Raw genomic sequence first — 25744 nt, 5'->3', positions numbered from 1 at the left:
CTGTTATTTTGCTTGATAATAGATACTTGGTTCACTTGAAACATTGTATATGTACGCTCCGCACCTTACCAAAAGTGCTTGGTCTCCGTAGTACATCCGTTTCATTCCTTTGATACTGCCTGTGTGGTGGAAATTGGGAAATCGGCTGATATTGCACCGCTTTCCTTGTTCCTTTGTCATTCGTCTTGTCCTCATAGTGTTTAGAAATGATAGTCAATAACTCCACCGATGTAAAGTAGTTTTCCCGGCTCAAACTGGCTGACCGTCTGTAAAAACGAGTAAGACTGCTCGGCATAGCCGTTGACACCATACTCGTCCATATAGAACTGATAACCGAGGTCAAGCGGATTTTTGAGAAATTTTTCAAGCTGGTACACCGCCCCAATACACATCATGCAGTTTTCAACGGTAACGGCTTGTGCCTTTTCTTGGATGGCTGTAACAAATTCCTTTTTCCACTTGTCCGCACCGCCATTGTATCGGATTGTGTTTTCTGCCACAAGGGTGAACATCCCTTTGGGCAATGCCTTTTCTATCAGATTGGCGATATGGAATTTGCGTTCTTCCTCGTCTATCTCCGAACAATAGTCGTAATAGTGTCCGTCCCCTTGTTCAAGGGTGTCCTCGTTCAAGTAGTTGTCCCTGTCAACTCTTGTTTCCGTGATTTGAAAAATCTTGCTGTGCATAATCAGTCTGTTTTAATCGTTGAACTTTTGTCTTTTTCTTTTCCCTTATTTTGAAGTCTTTATCGGCTTTCTTGTCGGGATCTGAATTTTACGTGCAACCAAGAGACTGTGGAAACAGAGGGATAAGACAAGTAAATGGCTGAGGAGTTGATGAAATACCCAATTTACGCCTGCCGGAAATTGCGGAAAGCTGTCGTCAAATCCATAAGGCATTAGTGGAGCCGATCGGTGGAACGGTACTTGGCGTTCCCTCGCCGCAGTACCTTTGCAGAGGAAAATAGAGCTGACAAGATGAGCCGGGGAAAGTTCATAATTCTCAATAAATATAAAAGTCAAAGGCACACTATTAAAAAGGTAACGACAATTATCTTCCGGATAAAAAAGGATATTAGGTTCCATTTAGGTTATACTTAAACGGACTATAAAAGGCATTGCCATCAAAGAAGGAAACGATGATAACGGACTGAAGCCAAATACCAGCTCAGTCCGTTAATACATCAATTTTATTCTTCCTCTGCCATTGCTTTTCCGTATGCAATAATTTCATCCATTGTAAGCCATTGAGGTTTTTCGTCTTCCTTGAAACTATTATAAAGTTCAGCCATCAGTTTAATTTGCAGATTTACATTGCCTGCCCACAAGCGTTTGATATTCCGATTGCCGTAATTAAGGTAGTATTCGCAATCAGCTTGTAAACGACCTAATAATTGGTACCTGAATACCATATCACGATGTAAAACTCTGTCTATTATCTTTCTCTCATCTGAATTTGTTTCCATATTTACCATAATCTTTTTTATTTTGATTTTTTCTTCTCCCTTATTTTGAAGCTTTTATCGGCTTTCTTGTCGGAATCTGAATTTTACGTGCAACCAAGAGACTGTGGAAACAGAAGGATAAGACAAGTAAATGGCTGAGGAGTTGATGAAATACCCAATTAACACTTGGTGGAAATTGAGGAAAGTTGTCGTCAAGTCCACCAAGCCATTAGCGGAACGACCTGCATAGCGGTACTTGGCATTCCCTCACCGCAGTACCTTTGCAAAGGAAAATAGAGCCAGCAAGATGAGCCGGAGGTGTTCATTATATGTGACAAGTAAAACTGCTATAATTGGCAGATAGATAGTAGGAATTGTAAAACAGGAAAAGCATAACAACTCCGGCAAATTCTTTCGATATTTGACGAAGTTGTTATATAGTTCATGCTTTTTTCTTATTAAAAGCATAACAAAATCGGCAAGACGCATTGATATTTGCCAAATTTGTTATAACTTCGCAACATAATTGAAGAACAATAATGACTGCCGTAAATCAGATAATAGATATTGCCAGAAAACAGGACGGGCAATTCACACGAAAAGACCTGCTGAATGCGGTGCGCTCTGGTATGAAAAACATATCAGAAGGTTCTCTTGTTGTGCTTTTGAATAGGATGCTTGCAGAGAACAAAATCATCAGAGTTTCATACGGGAAATACAAATTAAATGAAGATTTGAAATATGATTTTTTGTATGAGCCAAGCGAATTTATGCTTTCACTCAACAGACATATAAAAGAAAAATTCCCTTTCATAGATTATTGTATATGGCAACCATCTATATTCGCTTCTATGATGTTACATATACCTGCGGTAAGAACTACATTGGTAGATGTTGAAAGGGTGGCAATGGAATCCGTTTTCATGTCATTACAAAACATGGAATCTGCAATCCCTGTTTTTTTGAATCCGAACCAAGAAGATGCGGATCGATATATTACAAATCGTGATATGATTATTGTTCGTCCTCTTGTCAAAGAGGCTCCAATAGATATTATTGATGGCTGTCCCGTTCCTACATTGGAGAAAATGCTTGTTGATGCCATATCCGACAAGGAACTACAACATCTTCAGGGTAATGAATTATATACTATATATTCAAACGCCTTCTCGGACTATGAAATCAAAATGCCACGGCTGTTGAGATATGCGGCACGCCGTAACAGAAAACAAAAAGTCGAACAAATTATCAATACAATCAATATATGATACATCCCGATAGCAGGACATTATCTTGGATAGAACAAGTAGCCAAAGACAACAAGATAAAAGATATAGCCCTCGTTGAAAAAACAATCCGTGCATTCTCGTTGTTGGAAGCATTAGCCCGGTCCGGTTGTCCCTTTTTATTCAAGGGAGGATCTTCCTTAATGCTTCATCTTGATACCGGCAAACGACTTTCAATCGACATTGATATAATTTGTCCTCCAGGAACAAGGATTGAAGATTATCTGGAAAAGTATTCCGAAGAATATGGTTTTGGAGAGGTTAAATTGGTGGAACGTATCTCTCGTACCGATATACCAAAACAACATGCCAAATTCTTTTACCAGGTGGCATATCCGGCAGGAGGACGTCAGGACAAGATTCTGTTGGATGTATTATTCGAGGAAATTCATTATGCAAATGTGGTGGAACTTCCCATTAAAAGTCGTTTGTTAAAGACAGAAGGAGATCCCGTAATGGTAAAATTGCCAAGTAAAGAAGATCTGCTCGGTGATAAATTAACCGCGTTTGCTCCTCACACGACCGGAATCCCATTTTTCAAAGGAGAAAAGAATTGTTCAATGGAAATCTGTAAACAGTTATTTGACGTTGCATCGCTTTTCGACATAGTTGGTGACTTATCTGTTACAGCGGAAACATTCAATAAGTTTGCGATGGTTGAACTTCAATACAGAGGTGAGAATCCTGATGCAATTCAAAAAGTTTTGGATGACATTTATGATACAGCCAAATGTATAGTAATGCGCGGGCAGGACAATCAGGAGGAATTTGACCTGATTCAAGATGGAATTAAAAAAGTGCGTGGCTTTATTCATAGTGAAGTCTATACTTTGGAAAGTGCTATTACAAATGCTTCAAAGGCAGCTTATCTTGCCAAACTTATCAGTAATGGCATAAATGAGATAAAGCACTATAATCCATCCGAAGCAAATCTATTGGTCAACGTAACGATACACTCTCCACTCTCAACCAAATTGAATAAATTAAAGAAGACGAATGCAGAAGCGTTCTTCTATTGGAGCGAAATACAAAAGTTATTATAACGAGATTTTTATAATGCAGAAGAGCCGATCCATCACGGACAGGCTCTCCTTTCAAAAGAATTGACATTTAACTAATCAATTTGAACAAAAAGAATCTTACACTTTCCTATTTCATATATAGCATGACTTTGGTATGTCTGTTAGCTTCAGTGGGTACATAATTGGAAATACCTCCTTGACAGACCTTTGTTATATTTTCAACAGTCACTCCGCGCCTGCGCAACTCCGTGGCAATATAATCGGCTCTCGATGCGCTCAACTTATTGTTTATATCGGCAGTTCCGGTGGCAGCGTCAGCCGCACCTGCAACAGTCACGGATAATCCGTATTTCTTTGTCACACGCGCCAGTTCATCCAGATTGACCAACTGGGATTTATCAGTCAGTTGAGCCGTGCCGAGTTCAAAGAAGAAATAGACAGGTGAACCGATGCACTCGTTGCCGGAACCTATAAAGGAGAGATAATCCGAATGGCTATAAATGGAAATGCTGTCATTATTCATATCTGGAGACAGCAGGGAATCGGCACCTGTGACATAGAAGCCGTTTACAACGCTACCGTCATTATTGGGTATGGCATTGACAAATTCAGACTTACTGAACAAACTGTCATTGGACAATGGAGACTTACCATCCCAATGCCTGTTTTTCAATCTTGCTCGGAGCGAGTTCAGTCCGCTGTAATCGTTTCTCGGATAGACATTGCCCAAACTCTCCCGGTCATCAAACATCTTGCTATATTTATCAAGCAAGCCCTCAATTTCCAGAATCTTCTTCAATTCGTTGATCGTTCTCATCGCCCTGTCATGTTGCCCGGTGTATCTGCGATTACTCTCCGATAGCTGTGAAGCGTAACCAATCAGCCACTCGTTCTGCCGGATGTAAGGACTCGCATCAACGGCACGTTTCCAGCCGGTCTTTCCAATCGTAAACGACAAGCCGGCTGACACGGAGAGCATATTATCTCCGAAACGATTGGATTTGCCATAGCCATCAAAGTCCTGGAATGTGGAAACATTGCCAATTTCCAACAATGCAGACAGCCGTTTACAGATACGGTATTGTCCCTGTATTCCGTATGAAATGGCAAACGGATTATGTCCGTTCTGCGGATTGTGCATCAGTCCAAATCCTATGTATGGAATGATTCCCCAACGAGGATTCTCAACCTTGCCATACCGATATCCAAGCACATTCCACATCAAGTCAGCATGAAAGTGATGGTAGTCATTTGTGACCAGTTCGCAATCTTTGAACTGCCAACCTCCATAACCGATTCTTGCTCCGATCTGCGGAGTGAACCACTTGCCAAGCGATGCGAAAATAGTAGGCTTTATCCTGTCAAATAAGTCGGCACAACCAACAGGTTTGCCAATGAACGCACTTGCACCACCTTGAAGACTGACAAACCAGTTGCCGTTCCAAGGCGATGTCACGAATACACCCTTATGGTAAGTCGGATCCAAAGGCCGGAGCATCTGTTCGATATCCGTGTACGACTCCAGCTGTACAGTGTCCTTTGTCACAGGTGGTACAGCCGCTTTCATGTGCAGTGAACAGCCCATACCTGCCACTGCCAGAATTAAAAATATTTTCTTTGTCATATTCAACGCATTATTTTGTTTTGTTATCCATTGCAGAAAAACATATTCTGCCGATTACCTCTTTTGCTTCTTGCCGGAAGCCGGTCGCATCATTCTGCTTGCCATCATCATGCAACGCCTTGCCCACGCACGGTTATCCTCGTCATCATCCTTTCCCCATTTAAGGTTGCTTTTACTTCCTCCACCGCCATGCGTTTCGGCAAATGTAGTGGCATCGTTGACCATACCAAGGAAGAGGAGCGTGGCGCAGTGCATCACTTCCGCCCCTTGCTCGGTCAGGCTCTGCAACAAAGAACCGTCAAAGACGGATTGCTCCGCAGCTCCCATTTCAGCCACTCTTGCCGAATGCTCTCCAACCAATGTTTCCAGCATCACATCTTTGAGCAGTACATCCACGTTGGAATGGATTTCACGACTGTATTTATAGGCTTCGCCTTTCAGTTCCTCCGTGCGCTCGCCAATGGCATCCATGTCCCTTTTAAGGGCTTCAAGCTGTTGGTCAGCCGTCCGTAGCTTATCCTGCTTGTCTTCCAATTTCGTTTGGATAGAAGCCAGTTCTTTTTCCAACCGTTCCCTCTCGGCTATAATGGTAGCCGTATCTCCCTGATGGGATTGAAGGGTGCGTTCCAATGCCGATAGTTGGGATTCCTTTTCCGCTTTCGCTTTTCGGAGGTTATCCACCATAGAGGTCAAGCCTTTCACCCTGCGCTCTGCCAGACTTATTTCCACTTTAAGGTCTGCCAATGCTTTTTTGTGTTGGACAACCTGTTCCTCTATATTGGTACATTCTTCCGAAAGGTATCGGCGGTATTCCTCCGTGCTTCGATGTCTTGCCCCAGTTTCGGAAACATTACGTCCCCGTTCCAGTTGCCATTTTTCGTTCACTTGCGAGAGTTCATCGTGTAACATTTTCATTCTTGCAGAAAACTCATATTTGTCCTTTCCTGCAAACATCTTTTTGAACGCAAACTTACCGTCTTGGATTGGCAATAAGGTAAGGTGCATATGCGGGGTCGTTTCATCAAGATGTACATAACACCCGACAATATTCTCCTCACCGAATCTTTCACTCATGAATCGGTACATATCCTTTGCCCATTCTTCTATTTCCGGCTTTCGTTGAAGCGAAGCATTGGCGGTATTGTTACCGGAACCATACACAACAGCCTGGTCTCCAAAAGCAAGCTGCCGCATTTGAAACTTCGATCCGCCCAGTATAAAATCCACGACCGTGCGAAATTTCGGTTCTGCCAAATCCGAATTGGGATCTTTTATCCCACGCCCGGCAAGGTTTTCAGCCATGCGTTCAGGAATAGACTTGTCCTTGTTTATAGGTCGCACCTTACCGCCCTTTACAATCTCGAAATTCAACCGTTCCCTTTGGCGGTCATAAGTTCCCTTGTCTATGGCGTGTTTCCAGCCGCTTTCCGTCCAGTTACGCTGGTGTTCGTTGCTTTGCGCGGTGGTTATGCCTTTCATCACGTTCATGTGCATCACCTGCCATGATTTTTCAGCCATATCATCCGTTTTTATCGGACAACCGATTTGCCCCAGCTTGCTGCTTGTCCGGCAACCACTCCCACCGACCGTAGTCGTGTGGGGTATTGAGTTACCCATACTTCCCTCTGTTTGGTCAACGTGCAAGCACCGCTGCACGCTTAAAATGGCAAGCCTACAAATGTAGGGCATCACGGTTCATCCGTGGTTATACAATAGTTTTTGACTTACAACATCGGTTGTGGAGTCTATAAAAGGGTGGAATCACGCTCCTGGTACTTTGCCCACAACGCCCTGAACGGCTGTCGGAGCGTGGCAAGCATATCCGTTTCGCTCGAACTATTGGGCGCGCCGTCGTTTCCAGCGTCCAGAATCATCTTGGCGATTATCTTGGATGCCTCCAAAAGTGAAGTCCAGTCACCTCCCAGTTCCCCGTGAAAAAACTCCAAGAAATCGGTCGGATCATCGAAGCGCGAATTTCGTATGGCGCGTTTCAGTCCGGCTACGGCTACACGTTCGACAATCTCTTGGGCTAACTCCGTTTCTGCACCTGCCTTTATTGCCGGCTTGTCGCCCGAATGATCTTTGCCGGATTCATCGGCAAGCCGTTTCAGTCCGGCTTCATGATACTGTCCACAAATCTCTCCCATATCTTCGTCAGACAGACTGCCATTTATCCATTCGGACAAAGCCTTGTCCAAATCATCGGCAAGTCCGGCCCCTGTATGACCGGTATAAGAGGCAGGAGTTTCGCCACTGGAGAATGGCGCAAAAGTCACGGTAATGACCACACTCTTTGCGAACCTTGTCCGACGAATATATCCCATCTCCTCCAGTTTGTCAAGGAACGCCCTGACGGTAGCCCTGTGCCAGTGCCATTCCACCGCAAGGTCTGAAATGGTCACATGACACTGGTCAGCCTGCAACACATACTCGTGGTTCTTCAAAAAGGGAGCGATAAAACCTGCCGTTGCTTTCTCCAACAGGTCGTAGTAGGCACCGGTCTTTGTCTTCCGTTCACCGACTTTCTCTTTGAGGTAGTCGAAAAACATCATATCTGCCAATACCTGATTGGCGGCTCTATTCTTGTCTTTCATCATTTCATTTGATTTTTATTTGACTATATGTGGATTCTATTAACCTGCCACTATCCACTTATTCGTGGCAGGTTCGCGTGATGATGTCAGCAGTAATGTTCGGACATTGTTTTTGGATTTTCTTTCAAATGCTTGCGCGTGTCGTCATCCTTCCATTCGGCTAACACACGGCAAGAGGGATAGAACATGGCAGCCAAAAGAAGAAAGGCGAGTGTGAACGCCGTGGTGTGCAGATGTGGTACAGCGCAGATGACCAATGTGATGAAGGCTGCCATAACGAACCTTTTTTTATCCTCGTGGAGTCTGTGCATCCACCTGTCGGCACGTCTGAACGAGAACAGAACGGCACAAGGTATGGTGGATATCAGAACTCCCCACTCTCCGAAGTGTCTGCCGGCATAGACATAGTGATATAGCAGGAGGAAGATAAGCATACACTGCACATAGAGTTTCCTTGCACTCTCACTACCCGCCATCCTAAGGTAAAACTTTGCCATAAAAAGCCGGTTGCTCCTGTACAATGACATGGGCAGTATAATGAGCAATGCCGGAAATGACATTTCGATGATAATCCAAATCATAATCGTAATCCTTTGTGTAATCAGTATTGTTTGAATAATGGCAGTTCGGTCAGTTCCAGTTTGACCAGCCCATAGGTGGCAATCTCTATAATGGCTTCCACATCCTTGGCTTCAAGATATGACGCTCCTTTTTTAAGCCGTGCCTTTAACTCGTGATTCTTTTGACGATACCTTGCCAATGCCTTGTCCAGCTCGTATTCGGATATGCTCCATTTCGTGCCACGCTCATAGCCATTGTGCTTATAAGTGGAACGGAGCCGGAGCATACGGCACACGCAGGAAACCGGCCTGCCCCGTCTGAACACGACACTTTGCCTGTATCCATATCCGTCATCCACGACTATCCAACTCCTGTACATATTGATAATGTATAGCATTTGCAGGTATATCGTCCGTCTCATATAAATTCGGCAAGCAACTCCTCCTTGGTCTTGCGGTACTTGAAATGACCGGTCTTTTCGTGAAGTTTCAAGTCAAGGCAGATGTCAGAACACATGAACTCCAGGGATTCATAGATGGTCACGTCAATGCGGTCAACCTTGCCGGTATCAGAAACTCTCGCGTTCATCTTGAACATCTGTCCGAAAGCCGGATTGGAATAGGCACAGGTGCTGCTGCCGAATGTCGTTGCGCTTGAAGGAATATGATGATAAAGGGTTATCAGCTCCATGTCGTCCTCGAAGATGTCCATTACTTCTTCCAGATCGTATGGGTCGGCAAGCGGAAACGAAAGGAGGACGTAATCGTCATAGAACCGCGGCTGTTCCATTGTGGTTACATCCAGCAACTGCGGAAGCTGGAGCGGCACAAAGGAGAGAAAGTCATCGTAAAAAAGTTGTAGCATAACTGTTGTATTTATTTGTTTCTGGTTCGTCAAATGGATGTGAGCATTATCTTGATCAGTACTCCGGGCAATACCCGCCATTGGTCGTTGTCCGTTCCGGCAGTCTTGTTGAGTTTGGCTATCATCTGAGGTGTCCGGTCAGCGACTGCATGAAGTGTTGTCCTTTCCATATCGGACAGGATAGCCACGCTGAAACCATCCAAGGCAACATACGGCTGCAACAACATCCAAACGTAAGCCCTTGCCTGCGCTTCGGTCTTTACATTGTCTTGGTTGATGTCATCACGGCAAGCCAAAGCGTTGAGTATGATTCTCCGGTTGGTTCGCCTGGCTGTATATACCAAGGCATCCCGGTAAGAGAGCCTGCCATTCTCCGCAGACTGGAATATCGACAGGCAGCATTTCTCCGTGTCGCACGTAATGACAGAAAGGTCGGCATCGGCAAGTTCAGTCAAATGGTCAAGGAACGAACGGAACAGCCTGTCCTCTTCCTTTATGAAAGCAAGCATTTCACTCTTGCCGCTTATTCCGGATTTCAAGGTCTTGGAAAGGAACATTCGGTATTTTTCAACGACAGCATTGGCACTGCCTTTATATGTCGGGACGGAATCCAATGGTTTGAAAAACGGCTCCGCTTCCGCTGCCGACTGCATCAGCTCCGTGTCTTGCCGGTATTGGGAAGTCTGCTCTCTGAGGAGCAACACATCCGCAAAAGTTCTCGGCTTCTCCAGAGCCAGACGGGTAAATTCAATGCGCAACGAATCGTGCAATCCACGAATTTCGCTTTCGTAATTGGCGTGAATACGGTTTGCCGTGTCTTTGGCGACACAGGCAGATACCGAATCTCGAAGCGACTGCCAGTCGTTGACTTTTTCAATCAGACGGTCTGTTGGCAGGTTTGCTTCCTTTCGCACCTCGGACAGGTATGACCTGTAAGCATCGGCAGCATTTTTAACGGTCTGAAACATACTGTTGCCGGTCTTTTCTCCGCATGATGCCAATGTGACAATGGCAAAACATACGGCAAAAGATTTGGCATACGAAGCACATTTCTTTGAGTATGATTTCAAGTTTCCTCTCTTCGGTTTTTGCATTGATTCTACTTTAAACAAGCCTTTATACATGATATTTTTATTGGTTTATGGCGGCAAAGTTAAGTATAAAAGTTTGTATGATAATACTCTAAAATAAAACTTTAATCTATTTTCTTTTTCATACTTACGAGTATAATCCGCGAAATAAACAAGAGCGTAACAAGTGAAAATACAAAGTATAATAATTGAAAAATATTTTATTGAGTATGATTTTAACCGAATTAAACTTTGTATCTTTGCACTTGGTATCATTTAGCATTGAACAGCACTATGGCAAAAGTAGGTTACATATTCAAGGCAGCCGGTTATGACGGCTTCGACACTGACAAGAAGTGGATGGAGCAATACGGCTGTGTACAAGTGATAGAGGAAGAGAACGGACACGAGAAACTGCGCCCTCAATGGAAACAACTGATGGCAAGTCTGGAGCGTGGGGACGAGCTGGTTGTCTCAAAATTCAGCAATGCCCTGCGTGGCTCCCGTGAGCTGGCGACATTCATCGAGTTCTGCCGGGTAAAGGTGGTTCGGATTGTCTCCATTCACGACAAGATTGACAGCCGTGGGGATTTGTTTCCGGAAACCAAAGCCTCCGATGTACTGGAGATGTTCGGTTCTTTGCCGGAGGAATGTGCCATGCTGCGCAAGGCTTCAGCCCACATCATCCATCTGAAACAGAATATCAACCAGCCGACCAAAGAGAAAAACATCAGCAGGGCGGAACGTGAAAAAACTATCGTGGCGATGTACAATAACGGGCATTCCATTGATGACATCTGGAAAGTGAGTGGATTCAACAGCCGCAGTTCGGTGTTCCGCATTCTTAATAAATACGGTGTTTCACTCAATCGAGGCAAGTTCAGCGGGCCGCTTGGGAAAAGAAAGAATAAAGAAAACTAATTATGGGACATAGTAAAATTTACAATAACGACTCAAAATATGTTATCGCCTACGTCATGGACGATGTAGAAAACGTTAATGTGAGAGAATATTTAATTGATTTTCATGCAAAATCAATCTATCCGGCAATAGAAGCAATGGTTCTAAAAGAACAGAATTTAGACACGATATGCAAAGATCCAATAGCAATAATGTTGGCATCAAAAAAAAATAGCTGAAAAAGAAATTGCTAGAGCTACTTCTCTCGAAATTCCCGAAAATATTAAATTGCTATTTCAAGAAGAACTATCCAAAAAAGAACAAATTTCTCTATTAAGGGGTATTTCAATAAAACCAGAACAACTCGCTACAATCTTTTTATATGCCAATGATAAAGGGTACAAATTCAGCAATTACAGATTTGAAGATACACCAAAAAAATATATAGGTGCAGATTTACCATCATTTATTTATCTATGCGATGAAAATACCATTGAACACTATGGAGAGACATCATTAACAGATGGTCAAATGAAAGAAATAATAACTGTTTCACAATTTGTTTTAGCACGAATCCTTAACAATGGGAAACATTGGCATTGCTTTTATCAAACCAGAAGGGGGTTATTAGGCAATGAACCAGGAGAATATGGAAACAAATCGCACATTCACTATATATCTGACTCGTTTAGCATCTCATTAAAAGATGTGATTAAGGGATTTAAAGCTGGAATTTGCCCACATTCTAAAGTTCACATAACACTTGATGAATCAAAAGAATAAAGTTTATTGTGTAACTATTGTAACAATCAAATTCGTTTTTAAATAATGAATAGCAAACCACACATATGGTCTATTGACAAGTTATTAGGGAAGAATCTAATCATTCCAGATTATCAACGGCCATATAAATGGACGGACAAAAACATAACAGAACTCATTCTCGATACTCAAAAAAGTATTGAAGAAAGCCGTAAGTACGCTAATTTCAAATATCGTATAGGTACAGTAATTCTTCATAGAAATGAAAACAATGAGTATGAGATTGTTGACGGACAGCAGCGCATACTATCATTCCTTTTATTGAAATTACATTTAGATTCTGATTTTACGTGTAATCTGCTAAAGAACAAGTTTCTAAATAAAATTACACAGAAGAATCTACATGACAACTATACAACTATCCGAGAGTGGTTTTCTTCTGTTGATGATACAGTGAAGGCCATTTTTAACGATGCCCTAAAAAACATTCTAGAAGTTGTCGTGATTACAGTAAATAGAATAGATGAAGCATTCCAATTATTCGATTCTCAAAACACACGTGGTCGTGCGCTATATCCGCATGATTTACTTAAAGCTTATCATCTTAGAGAGATTCACGATAAGTATGAGATGCAGAATGCCGTAGTGAAATGGGAATCGAAAGATCCAAAGGCTATCAGAGAGTTATTCGACTTGTACCTTTTCCCGATATGGAATTGGGCAAAATGTCGAAAGTGTGGTAATTTCACTTCTGCTGATATAGACATCTATAAAGGTATTGAAGAGAAGTATGGTTACACTTACGCGCGCAGAGCCAACAAAGCCATGCCTTATTTCCTACTCACAGAGCCATTCATTTCAGGAAGTGACTTTTTTGAAATGGTTGATCACTATATGAAGATGTTGCATAATATAAAAGAAGAAATTGTAACGAATCCAGCATTTCATGATATCGAACTGATTATTACAAACGGAAAAGATGTGGATTCAGCAGAAGAATTAGATAAATCTTTCAAATCGTCATCAGTTGGACTTAACCATGCACGAAACCTCTTTTTCTGCGCCTTGCTTTGCTATTACGACCGTTTTCACAACTTTGATGTCATGGCCGTGAAAAAACTATTTACTTGGGCTATGATGATTAGAATTGATATGCAGCATTTAGGCTTTGATACTATTAATAGATATGCCATAGGTATAGAAGATGACAAATACAGCAATGTAAAACCCGTAATATCCATGATTGCTTATGCGCGTAGACATACTGAAATCTCAGGAATGAGACTTGACATGAGAAATGATGACAAAGCAGCCAGTGAAAATTGGAACAATTTATATGCACAACTTCGTCAACTTAATGGATACAATTAATATGGTAGAAGAATTAAAAATATTGGATGAAGTAACAATATTCGATACAAATACTCACTATGTAATTCCGCGCTATCAGCGAGCCTATGCGTGGGAAGACAAAGAGATAGCGCAATTAATTGATGATATTAACGATATTGATTCATCCGAGAACTATTACATCGGTTCACTTGTTGTTTCCAAGGTACAAGATAAACCTAAAACGTATGAAGTTGTTGATGGACAGCAACGTCTTACAACACTTTTTCTTTTATTGCAATACCTTGTATCAGAAGGAGCATTGGAAGGAGAATTAGGACAGACTCTCTCTTTTGATTGTCGCTCTAAATCTAAATATACCCTTTCTAATATCCAACAAATACTAGCAGACAAAAAGCCTTCTGCCGATTATGAGGAAAATATAGATCAGTCTATCCTTAATGGTATAAAAGCAATCCGTCAAAAGTTTACGAGTGACAAAGGATTAAACAAGGATGAATTTGTTTCCCGTTTGCAACATGTGATTCTCTATAAGATAGAAGTGCCTGAACATACAGACTTAAACCGTTACTTCGAGATAATGAACACCCGTGGAGAGCAATTAGAACAGCATGATATCCTTAAAGCCCGGCTCATGAGATTTCTCAACAATAGAAAGGAACAAGAACTATTTTCACGGATATGGAATGCTTGTAGCGATATGACAGGCTATGTTCAAATGCACTTCTCACGAACAGAAAGAGAAAACATTTTCGGTGGAGAGTGGAATGGCTGGCCTGCTAATGAATGGAGTGAATATAGTGACTGTTTAGAAATTACAGAGGATTCGGAGAATAATGCAACCATAAACGAAATCATTAAGCCAAGATTCAAAGTTGACAATGTAGATGGCATACTTGACGATGATACTCATATACGCTTTGAAAGCATCATTGAATTCCCGTACTTCTTGCTTCATGCACTCAGGGTTTTTGTGGATTTCTACGATGTGTCATTGGAAAAAGATTTGGGCGAATTACTTGATGACAAGAAATTGATTGCTGACTTTGAAAACGTGATTAAATATGGAACATTAGATAATGAACCTATCAAGAACAACAAAGAAAATTTTGCCAGAATGATAATTATTCATCTGTTGCAAACACGTTATCTTTTTGATAGTTTCATCATAAAGAGAGAATATACTGGCGAAGACAAAGAGGGCGAATGGAGTCTTAAGGAATTGCACACATCTGGACAGGCATCTAAAAAGAAAGCATATTATTCAAATACAAAGTTGAAGTATGAAAAAGAATGGGAAACGACATATGCTCCACGCAATAAAGAATGTTTAATGATTCAGTCTGCGCTTCGAGTATCGTATACATCCCCAAAAGTCATGCACTGGATAACCGAGCTTGTTCTATGGCTGTTTGAGAATGATGAAGTAGCCCTATTAACAAACGAGGCTGAAGACATAGCGGCACTGGCAACCAAGGAGAATTTCTTGGATGGAAAGGACTACAAACTTGGTGTAACGACTCCTCACATCGTGTTCAACTTTCTGGATTACTTGTTATGGAAGAATAATAAAAGCAAATACAGCGATTTTGAATTCGAATTCCGTAACTCTGTTGAACACTGGTATCCACAAAATCCATCTGACGGTTCTTTTGACTCATGGGATGACAAAGATACATTTGGAAATCTGTGTATCATTTCTCGAAGTGTCAATTCAAAGTTTTCAAACCTTTCACCAGAGTCAAAGATGAAGTCATATGGCAAAATGGTTCAAAAAGGAAGTTTGAAACTTCGCATTATGGGAGATATTATAGAAAAAAGTTCAAATGACAAATGGATTAAGGTTCAATGTCATGAACACGGGGCTGAGATGATTGACATATTAGAAACAGCATGCAGAACATTAGATTGATTTACTGAATATGAGCAAGTGTAATTACATACAAGCCGACATTATAGAAACTGAGCGATTGCTCGTCCGCAAACTTACCAATGATGATTTTGATACTTTGCTTACAATAATGGGTAAGCCGGAAGTGATGTACGCTTGGGAGCATGGCTTCAGCGAAGATGATGTACAAGACTGGATAGAAAGACAGCTCGTCCGATATGCCAAAGATGGTATCGGATATTTTGCCGTTCTACAGAAAGAAAGCGGACAACTGATAGGCCAGGCCGGACTTATGAAAACAACAATGAACGGGAATGAAGTCGTTGAGATCGGCTACATATTTGACAACACATATTGGCACAACGGTTACGCGACAGAAGCCGCCGAATCTCTCATAGCCTATGCTTTTGACAGCTTGGAATTACCGGCTGTATATTGTAGTATCCGCCCGGAAAACAAGGCTTCCATTCGAGTGGCAAAACGGCTTGGTATGGAATCTTGTAGTAGCCATATTGTTGTTTACCGAGGTAAAGAAATGCCCCATATCATATACAAATTAAAAAAGCCGAAATAAAATGAGCAAAAAAGAATACATACAAGCCAATAAGGAATGGCTGGAAGCGAAAGCCAAAGAAGAGGGAGTAAAGCCACTCCCGAAAGGTATCTATTACAAGGTCATCAGTAAGGGAAAGAACGATGGCAAGCACCCTGCACCACGCAGTATCGTCACAGCCCACTATACCGGGTGGACCATAAACGGAAAGAAATTTGACAGCAGTCGGGGTGGCACTCCGATTGCATTCCGCCTGAACGAACTGATTGAGGGTTGGATTATCGCAATGCAACAGATGTGTATCGGGGACAAATGGGAGATTTATATCCCTGCCGAAATGGGATATGGCAAGTTCTCGCAACCCGGCATACCCGGTGGCTCAACACTCATCTTCGAGATAGAACTTTTCGGAATTGCATAGGCCAAGAACAGATGACATCCTCTCAAAAAAAAATGCTTCATCATATTGATATTTAACACCATACATTCGTTTATGTCGCGTTTTTTTCGTATCTTTACAAGTAGTAATCAGAAATAAATCAGTGATATGGGAGACGTAATCATTACAGTATTGGGATTGTGGGTGTTCATCAAAATCGTGAAAGTGATATTCGGAGGCTGGAGCAAAAGCGACTACCAGCGGGACAGGTAAGATTCAACCAACAGAATGCAGCCTATGACAGTCGTTCATGTCTGGCATAGCGAGGGACTTAAAAATCAGTATTTAATTCTCCCTCTTGTCGAAAATATCAACCCAAGCAAAGGGCGGGCAGTAAACGAGTTTCTTCTGCAAGCCCGATAAATAACAAAATGTTTTGCCTACCGGGAGAAAACGAAGTCTTGGAGCGGTTGGCAAATCTTTTTGTATCGGGCGATTTCGGCAGAGTGTCTTGCGAAAGAGGAGCAACGTGCAACATTGCGCAGCCGAGCAAGTCTCTCGAAGAAAAATAGAAGAAGCCGTTGACGGGATGGGTGAAAACTTATAATGGGCAACCCATAGATGTATGACAAGTAAACATACGAGCAAAAACAAAAGCGACCGAAGCCGCTTTGTTTGTCGGAACGAGGCAGGAGTTATTTCTTGCCTTTTTTCGTTTTCTTTTCCGGCTCCGCAGGAGTTTCTTCCTTGTCGGGTGTCTGGTAGAACTTGTTAGCGACCATGACGATGCGGTTGTGTTTCACGCCGTCCTTGTCAATCCATTCTTCGGGTTTGAAGTAGCCCTCCACTGTAAGCAGGGTACCCTTGGTGATTTGGGCAAGCGAATCGGTGTTGGCGTTGTTGCGCCAGGCTTCCACGTTGATGAAAGCGGACACACGTTTTGTTTCCTCGCCACTCTTCTCCTGACGGCTTACTGCCAATGAGAAGCGTGCCACGCTTGCATTTGCGAACTGACGGATTTCTGCGTCCTTACCTACGAATCCTGATACTGCGAAATTGTTCTCAATCTGTTTCATGTTACAATGCTTTAAGTTGTTAATTAAATTATTTTTACGCTGCCAATATAAGTGAGTGCAGTTACAGGGTTGCGACAAGGTTAGCAATCAAATACTCTTTATTTTTGTCAGCGTAAGCCGTCAAAACCTCCGGCCAGATAAAGGAAGATTTGTGAAGCAACACCATTGACCAAGGCTTTCAGCCGTACCCGGCTGCATACTAACTTTGCAACGGAAAAATGAGGAATAACACGGCCAAAAGCTGTAACGATATGGATTGGTGAATAAACAAGTGAGCAAGGTTCGCAGACAAAGGACAGCATCCGTCCGCAGACACAAAGTTTCAGGTACGCTTCGGCTGTAAATCCCAAAGGAGCAGAGTGATGAGACGAGGAATCCAGTATGTCCTCTCAATGTGGATGCCGTAATACTGAATCCGTTATGACGCTGCACAGCCAAAGGTATTTTGCTATGGAAGGGATAGCCGAAGAACAGAATGGCACGAAGATCGCGGAAGCCAGAGAATAGTCGCGTTCTACCTTACCGACAGAACCGGAGAAATCAAGGCAAAGAAAACAATGGCAAGAAGTCCGGTGCTCGTTGAACAAAGCAGCCCGATCGCCATTGCGAAATATGAAATGCCATATATACAAAAGGAGACTTGACTGTCAAAGATGAATATATAAGAGGAAAAACGGCTTGCCTTGCAAGCTCCAATTATAAAAGTTGATGCCATTGGAAATGTATTTCCAAATGGCGTGGACACAACAATGTGGAGCATTGCCCCACATTGCCATTCTGCCAGATGTCGGTCAGTTCAGGTATGACCATTCTGTTATCTCCAGTTCCTCGCCACAAGGGAAATCAATGATAGGGTCACAAATGAATGTACCACAGAAATTGACCACTACACAGCCGTTTTTCAGAGAGGCTGGTTCACTCCAATCATCGTCCGTATGTCGGATATGATACCACAGTTTACCCTTGGGCAAGGTTTCGGTGGCAATCCGCAAATCAATAAATTCGCCCTCAATGGTCTTGCCATTCGCCAAAGTCAGAAGCATAGGCGATTTGCTTTCTTTTCTGTAATCGTACAGCATAATCTTTCTTTTAATCTGTTATCTCAATTATTTCATCAATCCGACCGCAAAGGAATGTCCGTAAAGCGGTCTTGTCCACAGCATAGTATTCGGCTATATGTCCGTATTGCTTGACAAAGTAGCGTTTCAGTACGTCAGAGAAGTCAAAGCGGTAGCCCATTAGCGGAATAGCCCTTTTGAAATAGGTGTTGCTGTTCACGCTGTTCGTAAGCCAATTTTTCTGTTGTCGGCTCATTGGCGTACCCTCATTGAGTTGCACTCTCAATTGATAGACCTTGCTGTCTTGCAGGGTTGAAAGTTCGGGAATATCCCAATCCACAAACCTTGTCGCTATTGGTGTCATCATAAAGCAATCCTCCATTAGTCATAGATTAGCACTTCATCCCGGTATTCCACCACCTCCTTGCCATTGGTGAGCCTTACCACTATCTCGTTGCCGTAGTCTCCAACGACTTCTCCCTCTGTATGCCCCTTGTAAGGAGTCAGTAATGTGCATAAGCACCCGATAATGTCCGTATCTTGTTCGTCCTCGTAATACATAGTCAGTGAGTTTTTTAAGGTTATCGGTATGACCATTCTCCATTAGAGAACACTTGGAAGTTCACATACTCGTTACATAGTTCGTGTGTCAGCACTCGAATGTAGATTTTGTCTTTGTCCTCCAAAAGAGAAATCATCTTGTTTATCTCTTTTTCGGGATAGTCCCATTTTGACGAAAACTCGCCCTCGATACTGTCTTCCGACCTGTCAAGGTAACAGTCGCAAAATGTGTCTTCCAAAAAGTTCTCCACCTTATCAAGGTCTTTCTCGTTCTCCGTACTTGCGTAGAAGATGTTGGTCGCATAATTTGCCATAATCGCTTTTGATTTGATTTTTTACTTTTCCCTCTGTTGGCATCAACTACTTTCGGGTTTGATTAAAATTATGTCGCTTTGCAAGGTGTCCCGGCTCTTCCTGCAAGGCTTCACAGACAAAATACGACCTCAGTTGAAAACCGAGTGTGGAGATTTTGGTTTGAACCGATAGGCTTGACCTTGCAAGGAAGAAAGACGGGATATATACCTTTGCGACACAATTCTTATCTGCCAACCCGAAAGTGATGTGAAGACGAGAAAGGATAGTAGGTGTGCAACAGGAGCACTATAAACGGCAAAACGCATTTCAAGCAATAGCGAATAAAAAGGAGGATTTGCTGACGAAAAGAAAAAGCAATCAAGAGTTTAGAAATTGAGAAAATCAAGCAGTTTAGTTTAGAACTTGATTAGATATACAAAAACCAAACTAAACCTATTCAATCATTACTTTACTCACGTTATTGGTAACTGCATCAAACCTAACTTTCGTCCGAGGGACAAGCGAGGGACAAACAACAATACAACGAGGGACAAATTATGTCCCTTGCATTTCAGCATGCTTTTTCGAGAATGGTCTTATTGCTTTTTTCTTTTGGTATGCAAGACTATGGCTTTTGGCGTTTCTGAAATAATACAGAATCTAACTCTACATCCGAGGGACGAGGAGAGGCAAAGCAAAATAATTGCGAGGGACAAACCGTGCCTCTTGCAATTCAACACGTTTTTTTGGGAAGTGGTTTTATTGTTTTTCTTTCTTTTGGTATGCGAAATTTTGTCCCCCGTTTGTCCCCCAAAAATATTCTTCAAAAATTTACATATTGATATACAATGCTTTATACAACACAAATATCGTTTGCGTGGGCAAATAAACATTCTGCATCGGCAAGTAAAAAGCAGATGCAATCATTGGTATAATTTGGTATAATAAAGTAGATAGTTGTAAGAAATCCTATGCCCATTATAGAAATACATTCCTTAACTGATCCCAGAATAGAAATATTCAGTACTCTCACTGAAGCTCAACTACGTAATCGTATCGAGTCTGATAAGGGACTGTTTATTGCAGAAAGTCCGAAAGTTATTAATGTAGCTCTAAATGCTGGTTACGAACCTTTAGCTCTTTTATGCGAGCAGAAGCATATCACTGGTGATGCTGCTGATATCATTGAACGTTGTGGTGATATACCCGTCTATACGGGTGCAAGAGAACTGCTTGCCACATTGACCGGATATACACTCACACGCGGCGTCCTCTGTGCCATGCACCGCCCGACACCGAAAAGTGTAGAAGAAATATGTAGAGGCGCACGGCGTATCGCAGTCATTGAAGGTGTGGTAGACACTACCAACATTGGAGCTATTTTCCGTTCTGCAGCCGCTCTTGGGATAGATGCCATATTACTGACACGCAATTCTTGCGACCCGTTGAACCGACGTGCAGTCAGAGTTTCAATGGGATCTGTTTTCCTGATACCATGGGCTTGGTTGGATGGTTCTCCCAATGAATTGCATAAACTGGGATTCCGCACAGTCGCTATGGCACTTACAGAGAAATCAATCTCTATTGATAGTCCCATCTTAGCGACCGAACCCAAGTTAGCCATTGTGATGGGAACCGAGGGTGACGGTCTTCGAAACGAAACAATTACCGAGGCGGACTATGTGGTCCGCATCCCTATGGCAAACGGGGTAGATTCACTCAATGTAGCTGCCGCATCCGCTATCGCTTTCTGGCAACTTCGTGTTAAAGATTAAGCAACTCTGCCATCATCACCGGACGAGACACATATATGATTCTATTCATATTCCTACTCACACCTACAATATGTATTCGCCCCACAAGAACAGCGAGGCAAGAGTTTCTCCATTAATTCACTCCGAAAAAACTCATACAGTTCTTTATGCATAGCGTCATATAGTGCCACCACCCGTTCTTCCTGTTCATCATCGGCATGAATACCTCCCCGAAAAGGATCTGCAAAATTAAAAGAAACATATTTCCTCACTACACCCTGCATTTCCTTTTGCACTTCCTCCGCTTCTGGACAAAGAGTAATAACATAATCCCATGTCTGCTGGGCATATGTCGCAACATCACAAGGCTTTCTACGTGAAAAGTCATATCCATTTTGTTCCATCACTTGGCAAACAACGTCAGGAACAGAATTTCCAGCCAAAACACCGGCAGTACTAATCTTCATACCTCTACCGAACGAGTTTAAAATCTCTTGCGCCATACGACTGCGACACGTATCACTATTGCTCACTATCAGTATATTCTTCATATGTGATTTCTATTTAATTTTCATTTATTTCCTGATATAGCTACTTTAATAACCCCATCCAGCTTGTTTTCAAAGACACGGTAAGCCTCCTCAATCTCATTCAATGGAAATCGATGTGTAATAAGAGGAGTTGTATCAATTTTACCTTCCTCAATCAGCATGAGAATCTCGTTACAATCGCAGCCATCCACTCCACCTGTTTTAAAAACCAAATTCTTGCCATACATATCAGGTAAAGGAAGAAGTTGTGGTTTATCATAGAGGGCTACAATCGTGACAATAGCATTAGGACGGGCACAATTCCAAGCCAAATGGAAGGAATCGTCACTCCCTGCCACTTCCAAAACGACATCTGCACCACCATGGTCACTATTCTTGAGAACAAAATCCTTGCAGTTTTCCGGTTCAGTCACCAACACATCAGGATAATGCTCGCGGACAAACCGAATTCTTTCAGGAGACTTCTCACAGATAATAATGCGTTTTGGCTTCTTCAGCATCACACACAACAAAGTACAAATCCCGGTAGGTCCGGCACCGATGATAAGAACAGTATCTTCCGCGGTTATTTCCGAGATGCATGCTGCCCAAAAACCTGTTGCAAGCACATCACCGACAAACAAAGCTTGTTCATCACTCACTGTATCCGGAATACGATTCAAACCTTGATCCGCATAAGGAACTCTGACATATTCCGCCTGACCGCCATCAATTCGACAACCTAAAGCCCAACCGCCATTAGGATCAGTACAGTTATTCACATATCCATGCTTACAGAAAAAACACTCACCGCAGAAAGTTTCGACATTCACAGTCACCCTGTCACCAGGCTTCACCGAAGTGACATCAGCCCCTACTTGTTCTACCACACCTACCATCTCATGCCCGACAGTTATTCCGGGCACAGCACGCGGCACACTGCCATGTTTAATATGAAGATCACTGGTGCAGATGCTACCAAGTGTTACACGCACGACTGCATCCCGTGAATCCTTTATTTCCGGTCTTGCTTTCTCCTGTAACTCAAACTTTCCGTGTTCAATATATGTGTATGCAAGCATAATATCCTCCTTGTTCATTAATGTATACCTTGCAAAGATAATGATTTCATTGGCAAAACAAATCTCTTTTATCACGTTCAATACTCCCAAACCGAATCTCACTCTATATTCAGAACAATACAAAGCTGAATAAAGTCATTCACTGTTTTTTCTACTTCAGTTTTGATATTCTGGAAAATATTCTTACTTTTATATCCCAAATAATAAATAAAAACAGCTGCACGACTTATTATATTTACACACAAGCCTATGATAGATACTTCCGAAAATCTGATTATTATAAAAGGACAAATCAAGACTCCCAAAATAGAGAGTTGCCAAAATCATAATGGCAACTATAAGATAGTATTCCGAAATGTTCCTAGTACGTATACTTATAAAGAAGAAAATGTCCTTTGGCTGACTGATCCGGACAAACCGGACCCCAATAATTATCAAATAATCAGTAAAGGGAGAACTTTATCAAACATCAAAGCCTTATCTATTTTTAAGGCCGGATCACACAGGTATTGGCACATTCGTTTTCTAAATGGTAAAGAGTATGATTACAGAGAAAAGGACTTAGAAATTATCGAATCATGCTTGGGAGAGAGTCGTTCGAAAAGTATATTCGAATATTTGAAGAAAGTTGCCGATGCGAACGAATTGAAAGCTGATGACGGAACGAAGCTATTGGCAAAACAATATGAAAAGATTCATTTCATCGCAAACAACAGAGCTATTGCTGTATATCTGAATCCTCAAAAATATAAAATGCAGACCCAGCCTGCCTCAACCTTGATTTTTCCTTTCGGTTGTAATGCAAGCCAGCAAAAAGCAGTCCAGGCAGCTTTTGAGAATCAAATCAGTGTTGTGCAAGGACCTCCGGGAACTGGAAAGACCCAAACGATTCTGAACATCATTGCCAATATCCTTGTGCGTGGTAAGACTGTTCAGGTAGTATCTAATAATAACTCCGCCATTGTCAATGTACTTGAGAAGTTATCCAAATACGATATGGGATTCATTGTTGCATTGCTTGGCAGCACAGCTAACAAAGAGAAATTCATCGAGACTCAAGAAGAGGAAAAACAATATCCGGAGCACTTTGAGTCATGGCATGATACGGATGCCGACCAACCTCAATTTCTCAATCAGATACATCATCAGACAGAAGAACTAAAAAGCATATTTTACAAACAGGAACGCCTTGCCATGGCAAGACAGGAAATACAAGCTTTAAAAATAGAGTGGCAACATTATCTGCAAGAGTTCGGAACAAAAGAATTTACTCTCCAACAACGGAAAAGTTCCAGCTCGGCAGACCTTCTGAATTTATGGAATGAATGTCAACAATTTGCAGAAAAAGAACAATCATCAAGTCTTCGGGGAATAGCAGCTTTTATTCAACGGTTGAAATGGTTATTCTTTAAATTCAGGAGCAAAGCGATTTGTAAAATCCCCGATAAAGGTTTTTATAAACGGGAGATGAGTTTGATTATCGCTGACTTCCAAATCTTATTCTACCAAACAAAGTACGCAGAGCTGGAAGTTGAAATAGACACATTAGAAAAGGAGCTTGCCAACAAAGATGCAGCAGAAATGGCTAGACAAATGGCCGATACATCAATGAAATATCTAAAGAATCAGTTATTTCATACCTATGGCAATAATCATGACAAGCCCATCTTTACGCTCCCTGATCTAAAAAATAATTGGCGAGAGGTACAGAAAGAATACCCCATTATATTAAGTACGACCTTTTCATCATTAAGCAGTCTACAACGAGATGCCGTATATGATTATATCATTATGGACGAAGCATCGCAGGTTTCCGTTGAAACCGGAGCTTTAGCCTTGTCATGTGCTAAAAATGCAATCATTGTCGGTGACACCATGCAACTTCCCAACGTGGTCACAGAAGAAAATAAGGAAACGCTAAACTTTATCGCTAATGCGTGCCTAATTAAACCGGAATATGATTGTGCCAATATGAGTTTTTTGCAATCTGTCTGCAAAGTTATTCCAAATGTACCACAGACCTTGTTACGGGAACATTATCGATGCCATCCCCGAATCATCAACTTCTGTAATCAGAAATTTTATGGTGGAGATCTTGTCATCATGACACGTGATAAAGGAGAAGAGGATGTCATTTGTGCCATACGGACAGCCAAAGGTAACCATTCCCGCAGTCACATGAATCAACGAGAAATAGATGTTATCAAAGAGGAAGTACTACCGAATCTATCTTATGAAACAGATGAAATTGGCGTCATAGCTCCATATAACAAACAAGTAGATGCAGTAAAATCCGCACTTGAAGAGGATATTGATGTCGCAACAGTCCATAAGTTTCAAGGAAGAGAAAAGGATGCTATCATTATGACCACTGTCGACGATGTCATCACTTCCTTTTCCGACGATCCAAACCTGCTCAATGTTGCTGTTTCGCGGGCTAAGTCACAATTCTATTTAGTCGTATCGGGAAACGAACAACCCAAAGACTGCAATATCAGCGATTTGATTGCTTATATCGAATATAACAATGGTACTGTTTCCACCAGTAAGATTCATTCTATATTCGATTATCTATATGAGCAATATACAGATGCTCGAATTGCCTATTTGAAAAAACACAAGAAAATATCCGAATACGATTCCGAGAATCTTACATTTGCATTACTTGAAGATATCCTGAAAGAAAATATCAATATGCGTCATTTGAATATCATTTGCCATTTACCACTCTATATGTTGATTCAGGATTATTCTCTATTGAATGAAGAGGAAAGCAAATATGCTGCAAATATAAACACTCATATTGACTTTCTAATTTATAATCGTGTGAGTAAACAACCGGTATTGGCTATTGAAACGGATGGTTACACATTCCACAAATCGGGGACGAGTCAATCAGAACGCGATATTAAAAAGGATCATATCTTAGAGTTGTACGGAATTCCGTTGGTGAGATTGTCTACTATAGGTAGTAATGAGAAGAAAATTATTGGAGATAAGTTAAGCGAAGTATTAAACTTGCATTAGAATGTTCATTGCAAATCATATTTTTTTGTTAGAATAGGAGTTTCTGCATATTCTAACGACCC

30 protein-coding genes are annotated in these 25744 nt (G+C 41.8%); 11 read left to right on the top strand and 19 right to left on the bottom strand.

The annotated features are described in order from the left end of the window. Positions 1-3: 3 nt before the first annotated feature. The 4 genes from BSCG_RS30455 to BSCG_RS17115 all read right to left on the bottom strand — a co-directional run bounded on the left by BSCG_RS30455 (position 4) and on the right by BSCG_RS17115 (position 1474). Positions 4-195 (bottom strand): hypothetical protein, encoded by a 192-nt coding sequence (locus tag BSCG_RS30455; RefSeq protein ID WP_008775667.1) that lies wholly within the window; start codon positions 193-195, stop codon positions 4-6. Positions 196-200: 5 nt separating this feature from the next. After that, the gene (locus tag BSCG_RS17110) at positions 201-686 is read right to left on the bottom strand and encodes a hypothetical protein (RefSeq protein WP_008775666.1); all 486 of its coding nucleotides are present in this window, start codon (positions 684-686) and stop codon (positions 201-203) included. Positions 687-731: 45 nt separating this feature from the next. Continuing rightward, positions 732-1085 (bottom strand): hypothetical protein, encoded by a 354-nt coding sequence (locus tag BSCG_RS29640; RefSeq protein ID WP_008997476.1) that lies wholly within the window; start codon positions 1083-1085, stop codon positions 732-734. 104 nt (positions 1086-1189) lie between these two features. Beyond that, the gene (locus BSCG_RS17115; protein ID WP_008771349.1) at positions 1190-1474 is read right to left on the bottom strand and encodes an LPD11 domain-containing protein; all 285 of its coding nucleotides are present in this window, start codon (positions 1472-1474) and stop codon (positions 1190-1192) included. 509 nt (positions 1475-1983) lie between these two features. Between BSCG_RS17115 and BSCG_RS17120 the strand changes: the two genes are divergently transcribed. Together BSCG_RS17120 and BSCG_RS17125 are read left to right on the top strand one after the other, a co-directional pair. Next, positions 1984-2712, top strand: coding sequence for a type IV toxin-antitoxin system AbiEi family antitoxin domain-containing protein (locus BSCG_RS17120; protein ID WP_008771347.1), 729 nt, complete (start codon positions 1984-1986; stop codon positions 2710-2712). Continuing rightward, positions 2709-3773, top strand: coding sequence for a nucleotidyl transferase AbiEii/AbiGii toxin family protein (locus tag BSCG_RS17125; RefSeq protein WP_008771346.1), 1065 nt, complete (start codon positions 2709-2711; stop codon positions 3771-3773). Before BSCG_RS17120 ends, BSCG_RS17125 begins: the two co-directional genes overlap by 4 nt. A 106-nt stretch (positions 3774-3879) precedes the next feature. On the opposite strand, the gene BSCG_RS17130 is transcribed toward BSCG_RS17125, so the two are convergent. The 7 genes from BSCG_RS17130 to BSCG_RS17160 all read right to left on the bottom strand — a co-directional run bounded on the left by BSCG_RS17130 (position 3880) and on the right by BSCG_RS17160 (position 10489). Beyond that, a complete protein-coding gene (locus BSCG_RS17130; protein WP_008771345.1) occupies positions 3880-5376 on the bottom strand; it encodes an OmpA family protein in 1497 nt (498 codons plus the stop codon). Between the two features lie 54 nt (positions 5377-5430). After that, positions 5431-6894: a MobV family relaxase gene (gene mobV, locus BSCG_RS17135; RefSeq protein ID WP_008771344.1), complete on the bottom strand. Its 1464-nt coding sequence runs from the start codon at positions 6892-6894 to the stop codon at positions 5431-5433. 227 nt (positions 6895-7121) lie between these two features. Continuing rightward, positions 7122-7973, bottom strand: a complete 852-nt coding sequence (locus BSCG_RS17140) for a MarR family transcriptional regulator (protein WP_008771343.1) — start codon at positions 7971-7973, stop codon at positions 7122-7124. An 83-nt stretch (positions 7974-8056) separates the two neighbouring features. Beyond that, entirely contained in the window at positions 8057-8551 is a 495-nt protein-coding gene (locus BSCG_RS17145; protein WP_008775664.1) for a hypothetical protein, read from the bottom strand. A gap of 20 nt (positions 8552-8571) precedes the next feature. Then, the gene (locus BSCG_RS17150; RefSeq protein ID WP_008771341.1) at positions 8572-8952 is read right to left on the bottom strand and encodes a hypothetical protein; all 381 of its coding nucleotides are present in this window, start codon (positions 8950-8952) and stop codon (positions 8572-8574) included. Next, complete coding sequence (locus BSCG_RS17155; protein WP_008775663.1) at positions 8949-9395, bottom strand: hypothetical protein; 447 nt, start codon at positions 9393-9395, stop codon at positions 8949-8951. The genes BSCG_RS17150 and BSCG_RS17155 overlap by 4 nt, the downstream gene beginning before the upstream one ends. Before the next feature lie 29 nt (positions 9396-9424). Next, a complete protein-coding gene (locus BSCG_RS17160; protein ID WP_227035318.1) occupies positions 9425-10489 on the bottom strand; it encodes a hypothetical protein in 1065 nt (354 codons plus the stop codon). A gap of 270 nt (positions 10490-10759) precedes the next feature. Here BSCG_RS17160 and BSCG_RS17165 point away from each other — a divergent pair, with 270 nt between their 5' ends. From BSCG_RS17165 to BSCG_RS17185, 7 genes are read left to right on the top strand one after another with little or no spacing between them, the layout of a single operon-like run. After that, entirely contained in the window at positions 10760-11386 is a 627-nt protein-coding gene (locus BSCG_RS17165; protein ID WP_008775662.1) for a recombinase family protein, read from the top strand. A 2-nt stretch (positions 11387-11388) separates the two neighbouring features. Beyond that, entirely contained in the window at positions 11389-11604 is a 216-nt protein-coding gene (locus BSCG_RS30450; RefSeq protein WP_008775661.1) for a hypothetical protein, read from the top strand. Between the two features lie 49 nt (positions 11605-11653). Beyond that, on the top strand, positions 11654-12148 hold the full coding sequence (locus BSCG_RS0127435; protein WP_008775660.1) for a hypothetical protein: 495 nt from the start codon (positions 11654-11656) through the stop codon (positions 12146-12148). Positions 12149-12193: 45 nt separating this feature from the next. Further along, positions 12194-13498, top strand: coding sequence for a DUF262 domain-containing protein (locus BSCG_RS17170; protein ID WP_008771336.1), 1305 nt, complete (start codon positions 12194-12196; stop codon positions 13496-13498). A 1-nt stretch (position 13499) separates the two neighbouring features. After that, positions 13500-15389, top strand: coding sequence for a DUF262 domain-containing protein (locus BSCG_RS17175; protein ID WP_008771335.1), 1890 nt, complete (start codon positions 13500-13502; stop codon positions 15387-15389). A 10-nt stretch (positions 15390-15399) separates the two neighbouring features. Further along, positions 15400-15942 (top strand): GNAT family N-acetyltransferase, encoded by a 543-nt coding sequence (locus BSCG_RS17180; RefSeq protein WP_008771334.1) that lies wholly within the window; start codon positions 15400-15402, stop codon positions 15940-15942. Between the two features lies 1 nt (position 15943). Further along, entirely contained in the window at positions 15944-16342 is a 399-nt protein-coding gene (locus tag BSCG_RS17185; RefSeq protein WP_008771333.1) for an FKBP-type peptidyl-prolyl cis-trans isomerase, read from the top strand. 653 nt (positions 16343-16995) lie between these two features. Here BSCG_RS17185 and BSCG_RS17190 read toward each other — a convergent pair. The 6 genes from BSCG_RS17190 to BSCG_RS17210 form a co-directional block, all read right to left on the bottom strand. Further along, on the bottom strand, positions 16996-17376 hold the full coding sequence (locus tag BSCG_RS17190) for a single-stranded DNA-binding protein (RefSeq protein WP_008771331.1): 381 nt from the start codon (positions 17374-17376) through the stop codon (positions 16996-16998). Positions 17377-17483: 107 nt separating this feature from the next. After that, complete coding sequence (locus BSCG_RS29635; RefSeq protein ID WP_139016494.1) at positions 17484-17726, bottom strand: hypothetical protein; 243 nt, start codon at positions 17724-17726, stop codon at positions 17484-17486. A gap of 441 nt (positions 17727-18167) precedes the next feature. Beyond that, on the bottom strand, positions 18168-18455 hold the full coding sequence (locus BSCG_RS17195) for an LPD28 domain-containing protein (protein WP_008771330.1): 288 nt from the start codon (positions 18453-18455) through the stop codon (positions 18168-18170). 10 nt (positions 18456-18465) lie between these two features. After that, positions 18466-18798 (bottom strand): hypothetical protein, encoded by a 333-nt coding sequence (locus BSCG_RS17200; protein ID WP_008771329.1) that lies wholly within the window; start codon positions 18796-18798, stop codon positions 18466-18468. Between the two features lie 17 nt (positions 18799-18815). Continuing rightward, positions 18816-18995: a hypothetical protein gene (locus BSCG_RS17205; protein ID WP_008771328.1), complete on the bottom strand. Its 180-nt coding sequence runs from the start codon at positions 18993-18995 to the stop codon at positions 18816-18818. Positions 18996-19015: 20 nt separating this feature from the next. Further along, positions 19016-19309 (bottom strand): hypothetical protein, encoded by a 294-nt coding sequence (locus BSCG_RS17210; RefSeq protein WP_008771327.1) that lies wholly within the window; start codon positions 19307-19309, stop codon positions 19016-19018. A gap of 951 nt (positions 19310-20260) precedes the next feature. On the opposite strand from BSCG_RS17210, the gene BSCG_RS17215 reads away from it, so the two are divergent. Continuing rightward, complete coding sequence (locus BSCG_RS17215) at positions 20261-21064, top strand: TrmH family RNA methyltransferase (RefSeq protein ID WP_008775653.1); 804 nt, start codon at positions 20261-20263, stop codon at positions 21062-21064. A gap of 53 nt (positions 21065-21117) precedes the next feature. On the opposite strand, the gene BSCG_RS17220 is transcribed toward BSCG_RS17215, so the two are convergent. After that, positions 21118-21594 carry a low molecular weight phosphatase family protein gene (locus BSCG_RS17220; protein WP_008775652.1) on the bottom strand — a complete coding sequence of 159 codons (477 nt, stop codon included), beginning with the start codon at positions 21592-21594 and terminating at the stop codon, positions 21118-21120. Positions 21595-21614: 20 nt separating this feature from the next. Then, positions 21615-22655, bottom strand: coding sequence for an alcohol dehydrogenase (locus BSCG_RS17225; RefSeq protein ID WP_371179448.1), 1041 nt, complete (start codon positions 22653-22655; stop codon positions 21615-21617). Positions 22656-22904: 249 nt separating this feature from the next. Between BSCG_RS17225 and BSCG_RS17230 the strand changes: the two genes are divergently transcribed. After that, positions 22905-25682, top strand: coding sequence for an AAA domain-containing protein (locus BSCG_RS17230; protein WP_032849447.1), 2778 nt, complete (start codon positions 22905-22907; stop codon positions 25680-25682). Positions 25683-25744: the final 62 nt, after the last annotated feature.

This window comes from Bacteroides sp. 2_2_4 (assembly GCF_000157055.1).
In the GTDB taxonomy this organism is placed as follows: Bacteria; Bacteroidota; Bacteroidia; order Bacteroidales; family Bacteroidaceae; genus Bacteroides; species Bacteroides ovatus.
Note: the sequence above shows the minus strand (reverse complement) of the source record. Positions and strands in the feature narration are given on the sequence as shown.

Coding starts and splice junctions, on each gene's coding strand:
- BSCG_RS30455 (WP_008775667.1), bottom strand. CDS start 195: ATGAGGACAAGACGAATGACAAAGGAACAAGGAAAGCGGTGCAATATC.
- BSCG_RS17110 (WP_008775666.1), bottom strand. CDS start 686: ATGCACAGCAAGATTTTTCAAATCACGGAAACAAGAGTTGACAGGGAC.
- BSCG_RS29640 (WP_008997476.1), bottom strand. CDS start 1,085: ATGGAACCTAATATCCTTTTTTATCCGGAAGATAATTGTCGTTACCTT.
- BSCG_RS17115 (WP_008771349.1), bottom strand. CDS start 1,474: ATGGTAAATATGGAAACAAATTCAGATGAGAGAAAGATAATAGACAGA.
- BSCG_RS17120 (WP_008771347.1), top strand. CDS start 1,984: ATGACTGCCGTAAATCAGATAATAGATATTGCCAGAAAACAGGACGGG.
- BSCG_RS17125 (WP_008771346.1), top strand. CDS start 2,709: ATGATACATCCCGATAGCAGGACATTATCTTGGATAGAACAAGTAGCC.
- BSCG_RS17130 (WP_008771345.1), bottom strand. CDS start 5,376: ATGACAAAGAAAATATTTTTAATTCTGGCAGTGGCAGGTATGGGCTGT.
- mobV (WP_008771344.1), bottom strand. CDS start 6,894: ATGGCTGAAAAATCATGGCAGGTGATGCACATGAACGTGATGAAAGGC.
- BSCG_RS17140 (WP_008771343.1), bottom strand. CDS start 7,973: ATGATGAAAGACAAGAATAGAGCCGCCAATCAGGTATTGGCAGATATG.
- BSCG_RS17145 (WP_008775664.1), bottom strand. CDS start 8,551: ATGATTTGGATTATCATCGAAATGTCATTTCCGGCATTGCTCATTATA.
- BSCG_RS17150 (WP_008771341.1), bottom strand. CDS start 8,952: ATGAGACGGACGATATACCTGCAAATGCTATACATTATCAATATGTAC.
- BSCG_RS17155 (WP_008775663.1), bottom strand. CDS start 9,395: ATGCTACAACTTTTTTACGATGACTTTCTCTCCTTTGTGCCGCTCCAG.
- BSCG_RS17160 (WP_227035318.1), bottom strand. CDS start 10,489: ATGCAAAAACCGAAGAGAGGAAACTTGAAATCATACTCAAAGAAATGT.
- BSCG_RS17165 (WP_008775662.1), top strand. CDS start 10,760: ATGGCAAAAGTAGGTTACATATTCAAGGCAGCCGGTTATGACGGCTTC.
- BSCG_RS30450 (WP_008775661.1), top strand. CDS start 11,389: ATGGGACATAGTAAAATTTACAATAACGACTCAAAATATGTTATCGCC.
- BSCG_RS17170 (WP_008771336.1), top strand. CDS start 12,194: ATGAATAGCAAACCACACATATGGTCTATTGACAAGTTATTAGGGAAG.
- BSCG_RS17175 (WP_008771335.1), top strand. CDS start 13,500: ATGGTAGAAGAATTAAAAATATTGGATGAAGTAACAATATTCGATACA.
- BSCG_RS17180 (WP_008771334.1), top strand. CDS start 15,400: ATGAGCAAGTGTAATTACATACAAGCCGACATTATAGAAACTGAGCGA.
- BSCG_RS17185 (WP_008771333.1), top strand. CDS start 15,944: ATGAGCAAAAAAGAATACATACAAGCCAATAAGGAATGGCTGGAAGCG.
- BSCG_RS17190 (WP_008771331.1), bottom strand. CDS start 17,376: ATGAAACAGATTGAGAACAATTTCGCAGTATCAGGATTCGTAGGTAAG.
- BSCG_RS17195 (WP_008771330.1), bottom strand. CDS start 18,455: ATGCTGTACGATTACAGAAAAGAAAGCAAATCGCCTATGCTTCTGACT.
- BSCG_RS17200 (WP_008771329.1), bottom strand. CDS start 18,798: ATGACACCAATAGCGACAAGGTTTGTGGATTGGGATATTCCCGAACTT.
- BSCG_RS17205 (WP_008771328.1), bottom strand. CDS start 18,995: ATGTATTACGAGGACGAACAAGATACGGACATTATCGGGTGCTTATGC.
- BSCG_RS17210 (WP_008771327.1), bottom strand. CDS start 19,309: ATGGCAAATTATGCGACCAACATCTTCTACGCAAGTACGGAGAACGAG.
- BSCG_RS17215 (WP_008775653.1), top strand. CDS start 20,261: ATGCCCATTATAGAAATACATTCCTTAACTGATCCCAGAATAGAAATA.
- BSCG_RS17220 (WP_008775652.1), bottom strand. CDS start 21,594: ATGAAGAATATACTGATAGTGAGCAATAGTGATACGTGTCGCAGTCGT.
- BSCG_RS17225 (WP_371179448.1), bottom strand. CDS start 22,655: ATGCTTGCATACACATATATTGAACACGGAAAGTTTGAGTTACAGGAG.
- BSCG_RS17230 (WP_032849447.1), top strand. CDS start 22,905: ATGATAGATACTTCCGAAAATCTGATTATTATAAAAGGACAAATCAAG.